14 protein-coding genes are annotated in these 18,526 nt (G+C 64.9%); 5 read left to right on the top strand and 9 right to left on the bottom strand.

Features of this window, described 5'->3' with window-relative positions:
* Positions 1 to 20 precede the first annotated feature (20 nt).
* From ACMV8A_RS04410 to gshA, 9 genes are all read right to left on the bottom strand, one after another.
* On the bottom strand, positions 21 to 914 hold the full coding sequence (locus ACMV8A_RS04410) for an energy transducer TonB (RefSeq protein ID WP_495324534.1): 894 nt from the start codon (positions 912 to 914) through the stop codon (positions 21 to 23).
* Positions 915 to 924: 10 nt separating this feature from the next.
* Positions 925 to 1,875, bottom strand: a complete 951-nt coding sequence (locus ACMV8A_RS04405) for an FAD:protein FMN transferase (protein ID WP_495324533.1) — start codon at positions 1,873 to 1,875, stop codon at positions 925 to 927.
* Between the two features lie 85 nt (positions 1,876 to 1,960).
* Positions 1,961 to 2,914, bottom strand: coding sequence for a glutathione synthase (gene gshB / locus ACMV8A_RS04400; protein ID WP_495324532.1), 954 nt, complete (start codon positions 2,912 to 2,914; stop codon positions 1,961 to 1,963).
* A 188-nt stretch (positions 2,915 to 3,102) separates the two neighbouring features.
* Positions 3,103 to 3,600: a Slp family lipoprotein gene (locus ACMV8A_RS04395; protein ID WP_495324531.1), complete on the bottom strand. Its 498-nt coding sequence runs from the start codon at positions 3,598 to 3,600 to the stop codon at positions 3,103 to 3,105.
* A 3-nt stretch (positions 3,601 to 3,603) separates the two neighbouring features.
* Positions 3,604 to 4,149 carry a Slp family lipoprotein gene (locus ACMV8A_RS04390; RefSeq protein WP_495324530.1) on the bottom strand — a complete coding sequence of 182 codons (546 nt, stop codon included), beginning with the start codon at positions 4,147 to 4,149 and terminating at the stop codon, positions 3,604 to 3,606.
* An 88-nt stretch (positions 4,150 to 4,237) separates the two neighbouring features.
* The gene (locus ACMV8A_RS04385; protein ID WP_495324529.1) at positions 4,238 to 5,551 is read right to left on the bottom strand and encodes an enoyl ACP reductase FabMG family protein; all 1,314 of its coding nucleotides are present in this window, start codon (positions 5,549 to 5,551) and stop codon (positions 4,238 to 4,240) included.
* A 113-nt stretch (positions 5,552 to 5,664) separates the two neighbouring features.
* Positions 5,665 to 6,351, bottom strand: coding sequence for a sensor histidine kinase (locus ACMV8A_RS04380; RefSeq protein WP_495324528.1), 687 nt, complete (start codon positions 6,349 to 6,351; stop codon positions 5,665 to 5,667).
* A 22-nt stretch (positions 6,352 to 6,373) separates the two neighbouring features.
* A complete protein-coding gene (locus tag ACMV8A_RS04375) occupies positions 6,374 to 7,573 on the bottom strand; it encodes a response regulator (protein ID WP_495324527.1) in 1,200 nt (399 codons plus the stop codon).
* An 86-nt stretch (positions 7,574 to 7,659) separates the two neighbouring features.
* Positions 7,660 to 8,955, bottom strand: coding sequence for a glutamate--cysteine ligase (gshA, locus tag ACMV8A_RS04370; protein ID WP_495324526.1), 1,296 nt, complete (start codon positions 8,953 to 8,955; stop codon positions 7,660 to 7,662).
* Between the two features lie 168 nt (positions 8,956 to 9,123).
* Between gshA and ACMV8A_RS04365 the strand changes: the two genes are divergently transcribed.
* The 5 genes from ACMV8A_RS04365 (at position 9,124) to ACMV8A_RS04345 (ending at position 18,518) form a co-directional block, all read left to right on the top strand.
* Positions 9,124 to 9,531: a response regulator gene (locus ACMV8A_RS04365; RefSeq protein WP_495324525.1), complete on the top strand. Its 408-nt coding sequence runs from the start codon at positions 9,124 to 9,126 to the stop codon at positions 9,529 to 9,531.
* A gap of 73 nt (positions 9,532 to 9,604) precedes the next feature.
* Positions 9,605 to 9,970: a twitching motility response regulator PilH gene (gene pilH / locus ACMV8A_RS04360; RefSeq protein WP_495324524.1), complete on the top strand. Its 366-nt coding sequence runs from the start codon at positions 9,605 to 9,607 to the stop codon at positions 9,968 to 9,970.
* 8 nt (positions 9,971 to 9,978) lie between these two features.
* Positions 9,979 to 10,524 carry a chemotaxis protein CheW gene (locus ACMV8A_RS04355; protein ID WP_495324523.1) on the top strand — a complete coding sequence of 182 codons (546 nt, stop codon included), beginning with the start codon at positions 9,979 to 9,981 and terminating at the stop codon, positions 10,522 to 10,524.
* 67 nt (positions 10,525 to 10,591) lie between these two features.
* Complete coding sequence (locus ACMV8A_RS04350; RefSeq protein WP_495324522.1) at positions 10,592 to 12,643, top strand: methyl-accepting chemotaxis protein; 2,052 nt, start codon at positions 10,592 to 10,594, stop codon at positions 12,641 to 12,643.
* Between the two features lie 46 nt (positions 12,644 to 12,689).
* The gene (locus tag ACMV8A_RS04345; RefSeq protein ID WP_495324521.1) at positions 12,690 to 18,518 is read left to right on the top strand and encodes an Hpt domain-containing protein; all 5,829 of its coding nucleotides are present in this window, start codon (positions 12,690 to 12,692) and stop codon (positions 18,516 to 18,518) included.
* Positions 18,519 to 18,526 lie beyond the last annotated feature (8 nt).

Here is an 18,526-nt window from a genome sequence, read left to right as displayed (position 1 = left end):
GCCCCACCCGCAAGGGTGGATCAGCGCATCTCCAGCCGGCTGTCGCCCTGGAATTGCCAGGTGCGGATGATGTGCAGCACGTCGATGTCCTTGCGCAGCGCCTCGGGCAGCGGGGCGTAGGGTGCGGCCATTTGCACGATGCGCACGGCACCTTCGTCCAGCACACGGTGGCCAGAGGAGCGCACTACCTTGACGCTGTGCAGGCTGCCGTCGTGATTGATGGCCACATCCAGCAGCAGGTCACCGGACAGGTTGGCGCGGCGCGCCTCGTCGGGATAGTTGAGATTGCCGATGCGCTCCACCTTCATGCGCCAGGCGCTTTCATAGGCGGCGGGCAGGTATTCGCGCGTGCTGGCGGTGATGTACTTGTGGCGCGGTTCGGCGGCGTAGGTCTGCACCCGCTGGTTGATCTCGGCCGCCAGGCGGGCGATCTCCTGGCTGGGCGGGATCAGTTCGGCGGCGGTGAGCGCGTCGGGTACATCGGGGCGTTTTTCCCCGGGCGTGACCTGGGTCTTGAGGCGGGCGCGGTCGGCGGTCATCACGTTGCGCGGGTCCGGCGTCAGTTGCGGCGGCGGGGCCGTCATCGGACTGGTCTGCGGCGCGTTGCCCTGCTCGCTGCGCGCGGCGGTGTTGGTGAACGGGCTGCTCGGGCGCACCTTCTCCTTCACGTTGCCGCCGCCCTGCTGCGTCACCTGGGCCAGGTAATCGGCCTGGTCCGGCTTTTCGTCGCTCTTGCTGTGCACCAGGATCACTTCCAGGCTGCGCGGCAGCTCGCTGGATTTTTTGTCGTTGGGCACGAAGCTGATGCCGAGGATGACGATGGCGTGAAAGGCGACGGCGAGAAACAGCGTCAGGCCAAGGCGGTCGGCGGAGCCGATGCGCGGGATGGGCGGAGTGGACGCGAGGGTGCTCATGCGCGGGCGATTATAACGGATCGACGATGGCCTGCAGCGGGCCGTCGTTCATGGCGACGCGCGGTGCCAGCGCCGGGGTGACGCGCACCCCATCTTCCGCATCCACCAGCAGGGCCCGTGAGATACCGAGGCTGCGGGCGGTGGCGGTCCAGCGCGCCGGTCCGGCGACAAACAGGGCATGGGCGGCGGCCGCCGCCTCGGCCAGGTTGCTGTGAAACACGGTGACGGCAAAGGTCGCGCGTGCCGGCTCGCCGGTGGCCGGATCGAGCAGCGGGTGATACAGGCGGCCGTCGTGGAGGTAGCTGTGCCGCAGCGGCGTGACGGTATAGGCCACCTCGTCGGCCTGCAGGGCAACGCGGGCCAGGGGCGTGCGGCCGTCGCTGCCGGTGAGCACCAGCACCAGCTCGGTGCCGGCGCCGATACGCGCCGCGGCGCCCGGCGTGGTCAGGCTGCCGGCCTGCGCGCCGGCCTCGCGCAGGCGCGCCAGCGCCGTATCCAGGGCATAGCCGCGGCCGAAGTCGCCCAGATCGAGGCGCACGGCGGGATTGCCGCTGCGCATGCTGATGCCGTCGATGATGATGTCGCTCATGGCCGGTTGCTGCGCCAGCAGGGCGGTGACGGCCTCGGTTGCGGGCGGCGGCCCCTTCGGGTCGTTATAGAAGCCCCACAACTCGAGCAGCCCGCCCAGGGCTGGATTGAACAGCCCGCCGCTGCGCGCCGACAGCGCCTGCGCCTGCCGGATCTGCGGCAACAGCGAAGGCACGGCGGAGAACGCTGCCGTCGTCGCCAGCAGTTGATTGGTGCGCGCCATCGGCCCCGGCACCGCCGGGTCGTTGCCCTCCTCCACATACAGCAGATCGGTGGCCGCCTCGTCTAGGGCGCGCTGGGCCGCCTCGGCGGCCATGCCCTGGACGCTGAGCGTCACCGGGCTGCCATAGGCGGTGAAGGTCTTGCGCTGCATGGGCGGTTCGCCCTGACAGGCCATGAGGAGCACAACGAGTGGCAGCAAAAAGACGAATCTAGGCTTGAACATGGTTTGAAGGCGCTTACTCCCGTACGACCAGTTTGACCGCAATGGCGTCCATCAGTTGCCCGGCGATATCCAGGCCGAACTGGGCGTCCAGCTCGCGGATGCAGGTGGGACTGGTGACGTTGATCTCGGTGAGGTAATCGCCGATGACATCGAGGCCGACGAACAGCAGACCCTTCTCGCGCAGCCGCGGCGCTACCTGGGCGCAGATCCAGCGGTCGCGCTCCGACAGCGGCACGCCTACGCCGCTGCCGCCGGCGGCCAGGTTGCCGCGCAGCTCGCCCGCGGCCGGGATGCGCGCCAGGGCGTAGGGTACCGGCTCGCCGTCGATGAGCAGGATGCGTTTGTCGCCCTGGGCGATCTCGGGCAGGTAGCGCTGCGCCATGGTGTAGCGCTGACCGTGATCGGTGAGGGTCTCGATGATCACCGAGGCATTGGGATCGCCCTGGCGGGTGACGAAGATCGACGCGCCGCCCATGCCGCCCAGCGGCTTCAGCACCACCTCGCCCTGCTCGGCCAGAAAGGCGCGCAGCCGTGCCATGTCGCGCGTCACCAGGGTCGGCGGCGTGCACTGCGGGAACCAGGCGGCGAACAGCTTCTCATTGGCGTCGCGCAGGCTCTGCGCCTTGTTCACCACCAGCGCCCCCGCCGTCTCCGCCAGTTCCAGCAGATAGGTGGCGTAGATGTACTCCATGTCGAAGGGCGGATCCTTGCGCATCAGGATCACATCCAGCTCGCCTAGCGGAATGTCGGCGGCATCGCCCAGCTCGAACCAGCCTTGCGGATCGGCCAACACCCGCAGCGGCCGGCTGCGGCCGTAGGCGGTGCCGTCGCGCAGGAACAGATCCGCCGGCTCGAAGTAGCGCAGCTGCCAGCCACGCGCCTGCGCCGCCAGCAGCATCGCCAGGGTGGAGTCCTTCTTGTACTGGATGGACCCGATGGGGTCCATTACCACGCCGAGTGTGGTCATGCGCCGCGCGTATTGAGATGGGTATGCGGGGGATTATACGTAAATTGGCTGCGGCGCAGCTTTTCTAGGGAAGGTCTGAATAAGTCCATCCTGGACTTCTCAGTCCGCGCGCATCGAACAGTGTGATTTTCGATTCGCTTCATTTTCCAACGAGTTATGGACGTTGGAAGATGGCGGCACAGCGCTCCCTAACGACCGAAGATCACGCCGATGCCGAACTGAAATTGCGGTGAACTGGGTGCTGCGCTGTCGCGCGGCCAGAGGTACACGTCCTTGGCCTGAAGCAGCGGGAAGGTATAGGCGGCGTCGCCCACCTTGCCGGGGAGGGTGGTTTCCACTGCGCCGTTGATGGTGACGCTGCGGCCGGGCGCGTAGTCGACGCCTTCGAGGTAGCCGGCGTAGCGGGCGAGAAAACGGCCCTGTTCGGCGCGACGGGGATCCGGGCGCTGCGCACCGTCGAGCGGATAGGAGAGGATTTCCAGCTCCGTGTAGTCGGGCTGGTTGCGGGTGGCGACGATGACGCCGCCCCACACCACCGGGACGCCGGTATGTGTGCCGGGCACCGCCGCGACCTTGGCGGCGGTAAGGCTGGTATCGACGGCGCGGGTGTCGTAACGCGGGCCACTGGCGCAAGCGTTGAGGAGCGCAAGAGCGGCTAGGAGCGGGGCAAGGCGGAGCAGGGGCATGTTCTAGGGCCAGTAGGGATAGGGGCCGTAGGGGTACCACGGCCGATGATAGGGATAGGGCGGATAGTAGAACGGCTCGGGTGCCGGCGGCGGGCGCAGCGCCCACAGATGATGGCTGCTGGCGTGGAGCACGGGGTAACTGTAGGGATAGGCGCCGATATTGCGTTGCTCTACCCCGGTGATGTGGCCGACGGCGGTGAGTTCGCGTCCGTTGGCATACACCACAGGATCGACGAAGCCGTCGATACGCAGCAGAAAACGCCCCGCCGAGGCATCGGTTTCCAGGGGGCGGCCGGATCTCGACAGCGGCCGGGCCACGATCTGAATCACGCTCTCGGTCGGGCCGTTGTCCACGGCGGCGATGATGCCGCCCCAGCGCACGGTGGCGCCGATATGGCGCCCCGGCGCCGCACGCACCTGCGCCGGGTCTGGTTCCTGCTGCGCGGTGCCGCGCAGCACCTCCGGCGTGGTGCTGCAGCCGGCCAGCAGGAGCAGTCCTGTCAGCAGCAGGAGGGGGCACAGGCGGAAAAGGTAGTGGAAGGAAATCATGGCGACACGTTCCAGCGCTGCCTCGGGCATAGAAGGAAGTGTAGATGAGGTTGGCGGCGGGGCAGTGTGCCCCGCCGTCGAGGACAAGTCAGTGCAGCTTGGCCAGTTGCTTGGCGATGATGTCGTGGTTGAGCCACAGTACCGGGCCATGCGGGGCGGAGGCCTCGTGGAACATGAGCGGGCCGGTGCCTTCCAGCACCAGGGCGCTGAGATGATCGCTGATCAGTGCCTTGCGGTCCTTGTGCAGCTCGACGATTTCTTCCGAGGTGCCCACCATCACTTCGGCGAGGTCGGCGCTGTTGTCCATCGGCCAGGCCGCGAAGTTGCGGAAGCGGGCAATGGCGGGGTCGTTGTTGTAGCGTTCGATCTTGTCGAGGATTTGTTGCAGCTGCACGCCGTCCTGCAACAGGGCCTGGCATGCGGACCACTGCTGTTCCGCCCAAGCACCGCAACCTTCCTTCTTCAGCGCGTTGAGCAACGGGAACAGGGACAGCTCCACGCCGACGAAGATATCGCTGGAGTTGGTACGGATCTCCGGGCAGTTGAATACCGTGGCCTTGACGCCCTGCGCCCAGGCTGCCTCGGCGTGGCGCTCCAGGCGCATCTTGGCGTAGCCCTGGGTGTAGTTGGTGTAGGTCTGCCACTGGTACTGGCCGTTGATGAGGATTTCGGTGCCGTGGTAGCCGTAGGCCGTGTAGCGCGCCTCGCCGCCGCTCTTGGCGAGACGGGCGCGAATAGCGCTGCTGCCCTCGATGAGGTACTGGAAGGTGTTGGCGGTGACCTCGTCGAAGTTCATCAGGATCATCTTGCCGAGATCGGAATCGAGCAGCGCACGCGAGGACATGAAACGCTCGCCACGGCCCTTGTAGATGCGGTTGGCGATGGCCAGGAACACCTTGGTCTTGGGGATGCCGCCAGCCATGGTGTGGGCGAAGAACACGTTGGCGCCGTCGGGGATGGCGCGGTCCAGTTCGGCCATCACCTGGGCCAGCGAGGATTTGAAGCGGGTCACGCCCACCTCGCGGCAGCGCTCGATTTGCGCCCAGTCCAGTTTGGACTCCTGCCAGTTGGTGAGTTTCAGATCGGCCACCAGGGCGGTGGGCGTGGGCGTGCCTTCCGGCGCGTCCATGTCGAAACCGGCCATCAGCGGGATGTTGATGATGCGGCCGCCCAGACGGCCCTCGGCCTCCTGCAATTCCTCGGCGTTAAGCGGGCGCAGGCGGTCGTTTTCGTCGCGGCGGCCGACGGTGATGCCGAGGATGGTCATGCCCGCGCGGCGGGCCTCGTCGATGAGGCCGTTGGCGTAGCCGCGGCCGAACAATTCGCCGAACAGGACGAAGACGTCGCCGCGGCGGAAGATGTTCGCGCTGGGCAGGTCACGTAGTGGCGTAAGTGCAGACATTGGAACCCCCGATTTATTGTTGGGCGCGATTATATCAACAAGGCGGGGCTTTGACGCCGGAGAATCCGGCGACCACCGCGTAAAGCGGCGGTTTTGTGAACCGGTGGGGTGTTTCAGCCCGGCAGGGCCAGGCGGAAGCGGCCGCCGCCCAGGCTGCCGTCGTTGGACAGTTCGATGTAACCATGCTCCGCGCCATTGCCGTGCATCTGGGCGATGAGGGCGCAGAAATAGAGGCCGAGGCCGGTGCGGCCGGCGTTGGGGTCCAGCGGCGCATCCTCGTCGATGGTGCGGCGGCCGAGCATGGCGGCGGGAAACCCCGGGCCGTTGTCCTCGATGTCCAGCAGCAGCCAGCCGCCGGTGTTCTGCGCCGTCATGCGCAGGCGATTGCGGGTGTAGCGCACGGTGTTGGTGATGACGTTTTCCAGCACCGCCGCCACCATGGCCTGATCCAGCGTCCAGGCCAGGTCTTCCGCGCAGTCGATGTCACAGCTGACGCCGTGGTGGTCCATCATCGGCTTGTTGGACAGGTAGTAGTCCTCCAGCAGCTCATATACCAGGCAAGCGCTAAAGCGCGGCTGGTACAGACCCTTGTCGGTGCGGTAGAGGGTGAGCAGCTGCACCAGGTTGTCGTTGACCCGGCGCGCCTCGTATTGCAGGCGGGCCACCTGGCCGGCGTCGCAGCGGCATTCGCCGGTGTCCGGGTCGAGCAGGCCGTCCAGCGAGTTGAGCACCATGCCGAGGGCATTTTTGGTGTCGTGGATGCTGATGGCGATGATGGTGCTGAAATCGATGTTGCTCAAGCGGCTCTCCGTGCGTCGAGTATCAGGCGAATCTGGCCGCGCGCTGTTCTTCGCCCAGGGCGTGCAGGGCGGCGGCGAGAGGTGCTGTGGCGGCCGCGGGCGCCGGCCCACCCTGCAGCAGAGTGTCCAGTTCCTGCATGGCGGTGCTGCGCTCGGCGGCGGGGGCGAGCAGATGCAGCTTGGCCAGCAGTGTCCACCACGCCACCTCCGGATGGAGACGGAATTCCTGCGTCAGCTTTTTCAACGCCGCCTGGGCGTCGCGCGTCTCGCTCTTGGCCACCAGGGTGGCGATGAGGGCGGCATGATAGGACGGATGGTCCCGCTCCATCTGCCGCGCCAGGGCGATGGCACGGCGCCAGGCGCGTTCCGCGATGTCGTGGCGCTTGAGCACCTGGGCCAGACGGGCCAGATGCAGCTGGCGCGGCAGCGACTTGGCCGAGCGCTCCACCGCCGCCACCAGCACGTCGAGGGCCGCCTGGGTGTCGCCGCCGGACTCCAGTACGGCGGCCAGGCCGTCGTGGGCTGCCATATAGGCGGGAGTGAGGGCGATGGCCGCGCGGAACTGCTGCTCCGCCTCGGCCAGCCGGCCCTGCCGGGCGGCGATGTGGCCGAGCAGGGTATGGGTCCAGGCCAGCGGCTTGGTGGCAAGCGTCTGCTGGCACAGTGCCGCCGCGCCGGCGTCGTCGCCGGCCTTGAGCAGCAACTCGGCCTTGAGGCGCAGCAGTTCGGTGGCATGGGCCGGTCTATCGGCCAGCAGCGCGTCGAGCACGGCGATGGCCTTGGCCGTGTCGCCCTTGCGCAGGGCCTCGTCCACCGCTTGCAGCGGGGTCTTGCGCGGCAGCACACGGGCCAGGCGGGCGCGCAGCAGGTCCTTGGTAAAGGGCTTGGTCAGGTAGGCGTCGGGCAGGGTTTCCAGGGCGCCCATCACCATCTCGCTGGAGTTTTCCGCGGTGACCATGATGAAGGTGGTGCCGTGGCCGACCAGGCCCTCGGCACGCGCCACCTCCAGCAACTGTTGGCCGTCCATGCCGGCGCCCAGGTTGTAGTCGCACAGCACGATGTCATAGCGCTTGGCGCGCATGCGCTCCAGCGCCTCCTCGGCCTTGAGCGCCGAGTCCACCTCCTGCACGCCGATGGTGATCAGCATCTGGCGCAGGGTGGCGCGCATGTTCTGGAAGTCGTCGATGACGAGGACGGTCTTTTTCGCCAGGTCGAGGGTCATGAAAGAGGGCTATGGGGTGCGCGCATAAAGCGTGATGTTACAGGTGATCCGCACTCCATGGCACCTCCCTGTGCCGCGCTTGGGCCTCAATCCAGCGCCTGGATCTCCCGCGCCGCCGCCAGCAGGGCGAGGCGGGCGATGACGCCGTAGGCGTAGAAGCGGTTGACGCCGGCATCGGGAAACTCGGCGCAATCGGGCATGTTGCAGGGTTCGGCGAAGGCCAGCGGTTCGAAGTGCATGCCGGGGGCGTTGAGGTTTTCATTGGGGCCGCGGCCGGTGTGGACGCGGTAGAAACCGCCCACCACGAAGTGGTCGATCATGTACACCACCGGCTCGGCCACGGCATTGACCTCGCCCCAGGTCTCGAAGGTGTAGACCCCTTCCTGGATGATCACCTTGCTCACTGCCTGCCCTTCCTTGGTCTTGGACATGTGGGTGCGCTGCTTGCGATTCAGCTCGCGCACCTCGTCCACGCTGTGGGCGGTCATCACCGCCATGCCATAGGTGCCGGACTCGGACTTGATCACCACGAAGGGCGGCTTGTCGATGCCGTACTGGGCGTATTTCTGGCGGATGGCAGACAGCACGGCGTCCACGTTGCGCGCCAGGCAGTCCTCGCCCTCGCGCTTCATGAAGTCGATTTCGCCGCAGTTGCGGAACAGCGGGTCGATGAGCCAGGGGTCGATCTCGGCCATGGCGGCGAATTCCTCGGCCACCTTGCGGTAGTGGCCGAAGTGGCCGGACTTGATGCGGGACGACCAGCCGATGCCCAACGGCGGCACCACCGCCTGGTCGAGGTCCTCGAGGATTTCCGGGCGGCCGCCGGAGAGGTCATTGTTCAGCACCACCACACAGGGGTAGAAATCGTCGCTCAGCCCCACCTTGTCGCCAAGGCGGCGTACCGGCTCCAATGTTACCTTGCGCCCCGAGGGCAGCTCGATGACGCGCGGCCCGTCCAGGTCCGGCAGCAGGGAGCCGATGCGGGTCTCGTAGCCGGCGCGGGCGATGAGTTCGCGCAGGGTGGCCAGGCTTTCCAGGTAGAACAGGTTGCGGGTGTGGCTTTCCGGCACCAGCAGGACACGGCGGGCGGTAGGATAGAGCCGCTCCAGGGCCGACTGGATGGCCTGGATGCAGAGGGCCTCGAAGGCCGGGTTGAGGTTGTTGAAGCCGGCGGGGAACAGATTGGTATCCACCGGCGCCAGCTTGAAGCCGGCGTTGCGCAGGTCCACCGAGGTGTAGAAGGGGGCCGGGGTCAGCCGCCACTGGTCACGGAACCAGGCCTCGATCTCGGCCTGGTGATCGAGCAGGTGGGATTCCAGCTGCAGCAGGGGGCCGGTAAGCGCGGTGGTGAGATGGGGGACGGCGTGCAGGGAAGTAGTCATAATGGCCAACTGTTGAGGGATCAGCTAGGAGAAGTGTACCAGTCGGGATGCAACAGGAAACGTTCGGGTTAATAAGGGCTTGTGGATTGCTTTTAAAGAATATGATAAAAATCTCGCGAGCCTGTCAGGGACTATAGAGAAACATAACTCAAGGCAGATGGGGGCGCAGTGGCCAGCGACGCAGCAGAAGAAGGCTTCCAGGGACTCAAGGTCCTGGTGATCGACGATAGCAAGACCATCCGGCGTACCGCAGAGACCCTGCTCAAGAAAGAGGGCTGCGACGTTATTACCGCCAATGACGGTTTTGAAGCCCTTTCCAAGATCGCCGATTACAATCCCGACATCATCTTCGTCGACATCATGATGCCGCGTCTGGACGGCTACCAGACCTGCGCGCTCATCAAGCACAACCAGAAATTCCGCAACACCCCGGTGATCATGCTGTCCAGCAAGGACGGGTTGTTCGACCGTGCCCGCGGGCGTATCGTGGGCTCCGAAGAATATTTGACCAAGCCGTTCACCCGGGAAGAACTGCTCGGTGCCATCAAGCGCCATGTGCTTGATACGGCAAAATAAATCCAATGCCTAGGCGCGACGGCGGGAAGCACGGCGCGCAGGTGAAATGCATAGTTAGTCGAGGGGAACAAACATGGCGCGCATTCTGATAGTCGATGACTCTCCCACCGAGATTCACGTCCTCAGCGGCATCCTGCAAAAGAACGGCCACGAGGTCACCACCGCTGCGGACGGCGAGAAAGGTGTGGCGGCCGCCCGTGCTGGCAAGCCGGATCTGGTGTTGATGGACGTGGTGATGCCCGGCATGAACGGTTTCCAGGCCACGCGCCAGCTCACCAAGGATCCGGAAACGGCACATATCCCGGTGATCATCGTTACCACCAAGGATCAGGAAACGGACCGTGTGTGGGGCCTGCGCCAGGGCGCCAAGGACTATGTCACCAAGCCGGTGGCGGAGGCCGACCTGCTGGCCAAGATCAAGGCGGTGCTGGGCGCCTGAGCCGGATCATGACCGCCCCTTCCCAACATCCCCTGTTGTTGCTGCGGGAGATAGAGCAGCGCAGCAAGGCCCATGCCTTCGAGCTTCCCCAGCAGCTGGACGTGCGGACCACATGGGACGGTCTGGGATTCCGCCTGGGCAACATGCAGGTGGTGGCCGCAGTGGATGAAGTGAAGGAAATCCTGCCCTTGCCGCGCATCACCGCGGTGTTCGGCGCGCAGCGCTGGGTGAAGGGCGTGGCGAATATCCGCGGCACCTTGCTGCCGGTGATGGATTTGCAGGACTTTGCGCGCGGGGTGGCCGCCGTGCCCGGTCGGCGCACCCGCATCCTGGTGGTGCGCTACAAGGGCATCTCCGCCGGCTTGATGGTGGATGAGGTGTTGGGTCTGAAGCATTTCTATGAGGAAGAGTTCGGCACAGAGCTGGGCGAGGTGGACCCTGCCTATGTTCGCTATCTGCGTGGTGCCTATCGTCAGGAAGGTGAAACCTGGCCGGTGTTCAGCATGGCTGCACTGGTCGACAGTCCGGAATTCATGCAGGTGGCGGCGGCATAGCCATCTGTCGCGTGGGTTGCAGTAACTTCGATTTTCCGCAAGCGTTCGTGGTGTAGGAGCGAGAACAATGAAAGCACGATCCAAAGGGGCTGCCGGTGCAGCAGGGGGCGATAAGTCCGTCTTCATACTTATCTTCTTTCTGCTGTTCTTCGTGCTCGCCATGGCGGCAATCTATATCTATGTTGCCGTACAGGACGGCTACGACAAGCAATACATCACCCTGCTGGGTGAGCAGCGCGTATTGTCGCAGCAGATAACCAAGTATGCCGGCCAGACTTCGCAGGGTACCAGTGCGGTATTCAGCCAGCTGAAGAAGAGCCACGAATCCTTCCGCCATTCGTTCAGCCTGCTGAAGGAAGGTGATCCGGAAACCGGCATGCCGCCGACACCGGTTGAGGTGCTGGAGGCATTGCAGGCGGTGGAAACCGAGTGGCGCCGCTTCGATCGCAATGTCACCACCATCCTCGGCCGTGAACAGGCCGTACGCGCCATGCGCGAAACGGTGCAGGCCATCAACGAGCGCGCCTCCCAGCTGCTTGCCCTGTCCGACGAAGTGGCTACCCTGATGGCGCAGCGCGGTTCCGAATCCGGCCAGGTTTATATCGCCAGCCGTCAGCTCATGTTGTCGCAGCGTATCGTCAACAACGTCAACCGCGTGTTGGAAGGCGGTGAGGGCGCGGTAACCGCCGCCGACCGTTTCGGTCGTGACGCCGCCCTGTTCGGCCGTGTCATCAAGGGCATGCTGGACGGCAACCGTGGTCTCGGCATCGAGCGCGTGACCAACAACGAGATCCGTGCCAAGCTCACCGAAGTGAATGCCCTGTTCGAGGAGATCGGCACCCAGGTCAGCGCCATCCTGGAGCGCAGCCCGGAAATGTTCGAGGTGTCCGAGGCGGTGCAGGAAGTACTGACGCACTCCGATCGTCTGCTGAACGCCATTTCACGTCTGGAAACCAGTTACCAGGCCTACGCTGCGGGCCGCAAGGTCAACACCGTGATGGGCAGCCTGTTTGGTGTGGTCGCCCTGTTGCTGCTGCTGTACCTCGGTTATTCCCTGCGTAAGGAAGGTGTGGTGCGTCTGGAAGAGGCCGATGCACAGCGCGCGGAAAGTGAGGAGCAGAACCGTCGTAACCAGCAGGCCATCATGCGTCTGCTCGACGAAATGGGCGACCTCGCCGACGGTGACCTCACGGTGAACGCCACCGTGACCGAGGACATCACCGGCGCCATCGCCGACTCCATGAACTACGCCATCGACGCCCTGCGTACCCTGGTTACCGCCATCAACGAAACGGCCAGTCAGGTATCCGCGGCGGCCCAGCAGACGCAGGCCACCGCCATGCATCTGGCCGAGGCCTCGGAGCATCAGGCGCAGCAGATCGCGTCGGCCTCCAGCGCCGTTAATGAAATGGCCATCTCCATCGAAGGTGTGTCGCGCAATGCCGACCAGCTGGCGGAGGAAGCGCAGCGCTCCGTGGATATCGCCTCCAAGGGTACGGCGGCGGTACAGAAGACCATCGAAGGCATGGACAGCATTCGTGAACAGATTCAGGAGACCTCCAAGCGTATCAAGCGTCTGGGCGAATCCTCGCAGGAAATCGGTGACATCGTGGAGCTGATCAACGACATCGCCGAGCAGACCAACATTCTGGCCTTGAATGCCGCCATCCAGGCCGCCATGGCCGGTGAAGCGGGCCGTGGCTTCGCCGTGGTTGCCGACGAAGTGCAGCGCCTCGCAGAACGTTCCGCCGACGCCACCAAGCAGATCGAGGCCCTGGTGAAGACCATTCAGGCCGATACCAACGAGGCGGTCATCTCCATGGAACAAAGTACGGCGGGCGTGGTGAATGGTGCCCGTCTGGCCGAGGATGCGGGCACCGCACTGGGTGAGATCGAAAACGTATCCATGCACCTCGCTGAACTGGTACAGAGCATTTCCGGCGCTACCCGCCAGCAGGCGGCGGCGGCGGCCAATGTATCCGACACCATGAACGTCATTCAGGAGATCACCACCCAGACCTCGGCCGGTACCACCCATACCGCGGCGGCCATCGGTAATCTGGCCGAGCTGGCGGACGATCTGAAGAAATCCGTATCCGGCTTCAAGCTGCCCGGCTAAGAGCCTTGCCGGCCTTGATACGTAGCGCGCTATGGGTGCCATGCCGATGACCGCGAAGTTCGACGTCAGCACCCTCAACTGGGTCAAGGGGGAGATCGACGCCTCCCTCAACCAGGCCAGGTTGGCGCTGGAGGCGTTCGTTGCCACGCCGGACGATGAAACCCAGATGGGTTTCTGTGTCATGCACCTGCATCAGGTGCGTGGCACGCTGCAAATGGTCGAGCTGTACGGCGCGGCCCGTGCCGCCGACGAAATGGAGCTGCTGGCCGTCGCCCTGCAGGAGAAGCGCATCACTGAGGTGGAGCGCGCCTGTGAGGTGTTGATGCGTGCCGTGCTGCAGCTGCCGGATTATCTGGAAGGGCTGCAGGGCGGTCAGGCTGACAATGCCCTGGTGCTGTTGCCGCTGATCAATGAAATGCGTCGTCTGCGCGGCGAGCCGCCGTTGCCGGAAAGTGATTTCTTCCAGCCCGATCTGACGGTCATGCCGCCGTCGTCCGCGGCATCCGGTGTCGACCTCCGTGCGCTGGCGCAGAAGGCCCGTCCTTACTATCAATCCAGTCTGCTGCACCTGTTGCGCGGCGAGGAAATCCCGCACAGCCTGAAGACCCTGCGCGCGCTGAGTGACAAACTGCTGGCCGCCGCAACCGAGCCGGCCGTGCGTCAATGGTTCTGGGTGTTTGGCGGTTTTGTCGAATCCCTGGCCGAGGGCGGACAGGTGATCCGTACCGCGGCCAAGCGCCTGCTCAGCAATGGTGAGCAGGTGATCCGCCAGATCGGTGAGGGTGGTGAGAATACCGTCAAGGCCGAAGGTCTGGCGCCGGCGCTCACCAGCCTGCTGTTCCAGGTGGCGCAGGCACATGGCAGCGGTGCCCGTCTGGTCGAACTGAAAACGGCCTTTGGTCTCGGTCAGCTAATGGCCGGAGGGTCGACGCCCGCCAGCATTGGTGGCTTCAATGCCGAACTGAAAAAGACGCTGGCCGGTGACGTGCTGGAAGAGCTGGCCACCATCCAGGATGCCCTCGATATTTTTGTGCGCAGCGAGCAGCGCGAGGCGGCCAATCTGTTGCCACTGGTCGACACCCTGGCGCGTCTCGCCAGCACCCTGGCGATGATGGGCCAGACATCATTGCAGCAGTCGTTGGAGCGACAGGCGGCAATCATCCGCGAATTGCAGGGCGCGGAAACAGCGCCCGGCGACGATGTGCTGATGGGCATCGCCAGTGCCGTGCTGGCGGTGGATTCCGCTCTGCGCGACTGGGGTACCGTACGTCCGCTGGAGCAGGCCGACGATCTGGCCGGTCAGGTGGGTGCCGGCGAATTGTCGCCGGAGGCCGAGGCCGAACACCAGCGTGTCATCCGTCAGGTCATGAAGGAGGCACGCAGCAATCTGCTGCGGGTCAAGGACGCGGTGGACGCCTTCGTTGCCACCCCGAGCGAATCAGCGCTGCTGGCGCCGTTGCCAGGTCTGTTGTACGAGATCGTCGGCAGTCTGAGCCTGCTGTCTTATACCCGCGCGGCACAGGTGCTGCGCGCCACCTCTCTCTATATCAGCAACGACCTGGCCAAGGCGGAATCCCTGCCCAGCGCCGACATGCTCGATGCCCTGGCCGATGCGCTGACCTCCATCGAGTACTACATGGACGCCTTCGTGGAGAGCCGCGTGCATCCGGCGATGGTGTTGGAGGTGGCCGAGCGCGCAGTGGCCAAGCTGGGCTATCCGGTCGATACCCTGGCGAGCGTTGAGGCGGCGCAGGCGCCTGCCGAAGAAGAGTCGGCCGCCGAGGAGCTGGTCGAGATCGAGGCGATCCCTGCTCCCGCAGAAGAAGAGATTACCCTGGCCGCTGCGCCTGAAGAGATCGAGCCTGTCACCGCGACCGCGCCCAGTGCGGCGCCGGCAGCGGTTGCACCGGCGGTCAGCGCCGGCCTCGACCCGGAGATCGTCGAGATCTTCATCGAGGAGGCGACGGAAGAGATCGCCAAGATCGGCGAGCTCTTGCCGCGCTGGCAGGCCAATCGTGGCGACAGCGAAACCCTGCGCGACCTGCGCCGCTCCTTCCATACCCTGAAGGGCAGCGGTCGTCTGGTGGGCGCGATGCGCATCGGTGAGTTTGCCTGGGCCTTCGAGAATATGTTGAACCGGGTCATCGACAATACCGTCGAGCCTGGCAATGCGATGTTCGACCTGCTGGATCAGGCGGCCGAGGCCTTGCCCGAACTGGTGGCGGAATTCCGTGAAGGCACCCCGGTCCGGACCGATGTGGAATGGCTGCAGGAGGCCGCGGGCGCCATGAGCGCGCCGGGTGGTCTGGAGGCGATGTTGCCTCCGCCCGCACCCGTACCCGTGCCGGCACCGGCGGTGGCCGAGGTGGTACCCGAGGTCAGTGTCGAGGTGCCTGCGCTGCCTGAGTTGGACCCGGCCTTGCTGGAGATCTACGGCCACGAAACCGAGACCCACCTGGCCACCATCGAACACTTCATCGCCGATTGCCGCAACCATGCCGGTTGTCGCGTCACCGAGGCATTGACCCGTGCCCTGCACACGCTGGCCGGCAGCTCGCGTATGGCCGGCATCTTCGCAGTGGCCGATATCGCCAGCCCGCTGGAGAAATACGCCAAGGCGCTGGTTACCGCCCATGCCCCGGTGAGCGAGGAAGGCCAGGCGGCGCTGGAGAGCTGTGTGGCGTTGACCCGCGACATGCTGGCCTTCCTGCAGGGCGAGCGCGCTATGCCCCCGGAACATCAGGCCTTGCAGGCCCAGGCGGAGGCGCTGCACCATGCGGGCCTGCGCCTGGCCGAAGGTCTGGAGGACATCCCCGAGGCGGGGTTGGCGCAGGCACCGGAGGAGCCATCTACCGAGGTGGTGGCGGCGCCGGTGGAGGAGGCCATTACCTTCGAAGTGCCGGTGTTCGAGCCCGTGGAGGAAGAGAGCATCACGCTCGAGGCCGAACCGGAATTCGCGCTGCCGGAGGAGGAAGGCATCACTCTGGAGGCCCTGCCGGAACCCGCCGAGGAGGAAGAGGCGCCACCGCTGGAAGAGATTCTGTCCGCCATCGCGGTGGAGGAGCTGCCGCCGGAACCGGCGTTCGAAATGCCGTCTTTCGAGCCGGCAGCGCCGATGCATGCCGCGCCCGCCACCGTGTTGCCGGAGTACGATCAAGATTTGCTCGACATCTTCCTGGAGGAAGGTGCCGAGATCATCGATGCCAGCGAGGAGTCCCTGCAGGCCTGGCGCGATCATCCCGACGATCGCTCCCTGGTGGAGGCGTTGCAACGCCAGTTGCACACCCTCAAGGGTGGTGCACGCATGGCCGGCGTCACCCCTATCGGCGATCTGAGTCATACGCTGGAATCGATCTTTGAAGATATCGTCGAGGGTCGCCTGACCCGTTCCAGCGAGATGTTCGACCTGTTGCAGTTGGCCCATGACCGGCTGGTCACCATGCTGGAACAGGTGCGCAACAATACGGCCGTGACATCGGCCGACGATCTCATCTCCCGCATTCTGGCCCTGACCGGCGCCAAGGCGCCGGTGGCGGAAGCGCCGGTGGTGGCTGCTGCACCGTTGCATGCCTTCCTGGAACAGGCGGAAAGCAGCCTGGAGGTGTATGGACAGCAGCTCCAGGCCTGGGATGGCGCACCGAACAAGCAGCCGCTGTTGCAGGAAATGGAATTGCAGCTACGCCGCCTGAAGGGTGCAGCACGCGATGCCGGCATCGCCAGTATGGGGGATGTGGCCCATAGCGCCGAATTGATGCTGGGTGCGGTGGCCGACGGTCACGTGCCGCTGTCCGAGCGCATGCTTGCATTGTTGCAGCGTACGCACGATCGCCTGGCCACCATGGCCGATCAGTTGCGCGCCGGCACTGCACCGATCCCCGATGCGGTACTCATCGAGGCGCTGGACGACCTCGTCGCCGAGAGCCGACTGACGCAAATCGCCTTGCCTCAGGTGTTGGAAACAGCACGGCAACCGGTGGCAGAGATCGATCAGGCGGAAGAGGAAAGCGAGGCCTCCCGTGAGCGGGATCGCCGCCGCGGTCAGCGCCTGCAGCAGGATTTGGTGCGTGTCCGCGCCGATCTGCTCGACAACCTGGTCAACTTTGCCGGTGAAGTGAGCATTTACCGCTCCCGCGTCGAACAACAGGTCGGTGGCGTCAACTACAGCCTGCGCGATTTCGGCGAAATCCTCGAACGCATGCGCGAACAGCTGCGTCAGTTCACCATCGAGACCGAGGCGCAGATGCAGTCGCGCTATGAAGAGGTGGACAGCAGCGAATACGAGGATTTCGACCCGCTGGAGTTCGATCGTTTCACCCACATGCAACAGCTGTCCCGTTCCGCCATGGAAAGTCTCAATGACTTGGTGGAAGTACAGCAGGGCCTGCAGGGGATCACCCGTGAAACGGAAACTCTGTTGCTGCAACAGGCACGCGTCAGCACGGAACTGCAGGAAGGTCTGATGCACACGCGCATGATGCCGCTGGTGGAGCATGCGCCGCGCCTGCGCCGTATCGTGCGTCAGACCAGTGCCGAGTTGGGCAAGGAAGTGGAGCTCAATTTCCGCGGCGCCGAAGTGGAAATGGATCGTCACATGGTCGAGCGTATGCTGGCGCCCATCGAGCACCTGCTGCGTAACGCCATCGCCCATGGAATCGAGATGCCGGAGCAACGCCGCCGCGCCGGCAAGCCACCGCGCGGCCAGATCACCCTGGCGCAGGTGCGTGAGGGCTCCGAGGTGGTACTGCGTATCATCGACGACGGCGCCGGCATCAACCTGGATAAGGTGCGCCAGAAGGCCATCGAACGCGGTCTGATGAAGGCCGATGCCGGCCTGTCCGACAAGGAGGTGGTGCATTTCATTCTGGAGTCCGGTTTCTCCACTGCCGAGACCCTGACCCAGGTGGCGGGCCGCGGTGTCGGCATGGACGTGGTCAACAGCGAGATCAAACAGCTCGGCGGCCTGCTGGAGATCGACACCCGCCCGGGCGCGGGGACTACTTTCACCGTGCGTCTGCCGCTCACCCTGTCGGTGAGCCGTTCCCTGCTGGTGCAGGCCGGCGACGAAACCTACGCCGTGCCCATGACCAGTATCAAGGGCATCGAACGCCTGGATCGCGCCAAGCTCGATGAGCTGCTGGCGGTCGAACACCCGACCTACACCTGGCTGGGCCAGGAATACGAGTTGCTGCCCCTGGCCGAAACGCTGGGTCTGCCCCCGGCGGCTGCAGTGGCGGCGGAAGGTGAGGTGGCCAAGCGCCCGTTGCTGTTCGCGCACAGTGGCGATCACTATGTGGCGTGGGCCGCGGACAATCTGTTGGGCAGCCGTGAAATCGTGGTCAAGTCTCTGGGGCCGCAGCTATCCAAGCTGCGCGGCCTGTCTGGTGCCACCATACTTGGTGACGGCAGCGTGGCGCTGATCCTCGACCTGCCGCTGCTCGCCCGTCTCGGTCTCGCGCAGCGTAGTACCGCCGTGGCCGAGGCGGCGCCGGTCAGCGCCCAGCCGCTGGTGATGGTGGTGGACGACTCCATTACCGTGCGCAAGGTCACCTCGCGTCTGCTGGAGCGTAACGACATGCGCCCGGTCACGGCGAAGGATGGTGTAGACGCCATCGCGCAGCTGGAAGATGTCATGCCCGATGTGATGCTGCTCGACATCGAAATGCCACGCATGGATGGTTACGAGCTGGCCACCCACATCCGCAACACCGAGCGTCTCAGGCACATCCCGATCATCATGATCACCTCGCGCAGTGGCGAAAAGCACCGCCAGCGCGCCATGGAGATCGGTGTCGATTTCTATATGAGCAAGCCGTATCAGGAAACCGAGTTGCTGGAGAACATCCATAAACTGATCGCCCAGCGGCGCGGTGCGTGAGGCAGGAA

This window comes from Sulfurivermis sp., assembly GCF_059410345.1.
This window is presented reverse-complemented; position numbering and strand designations above follow the sequence as displayed.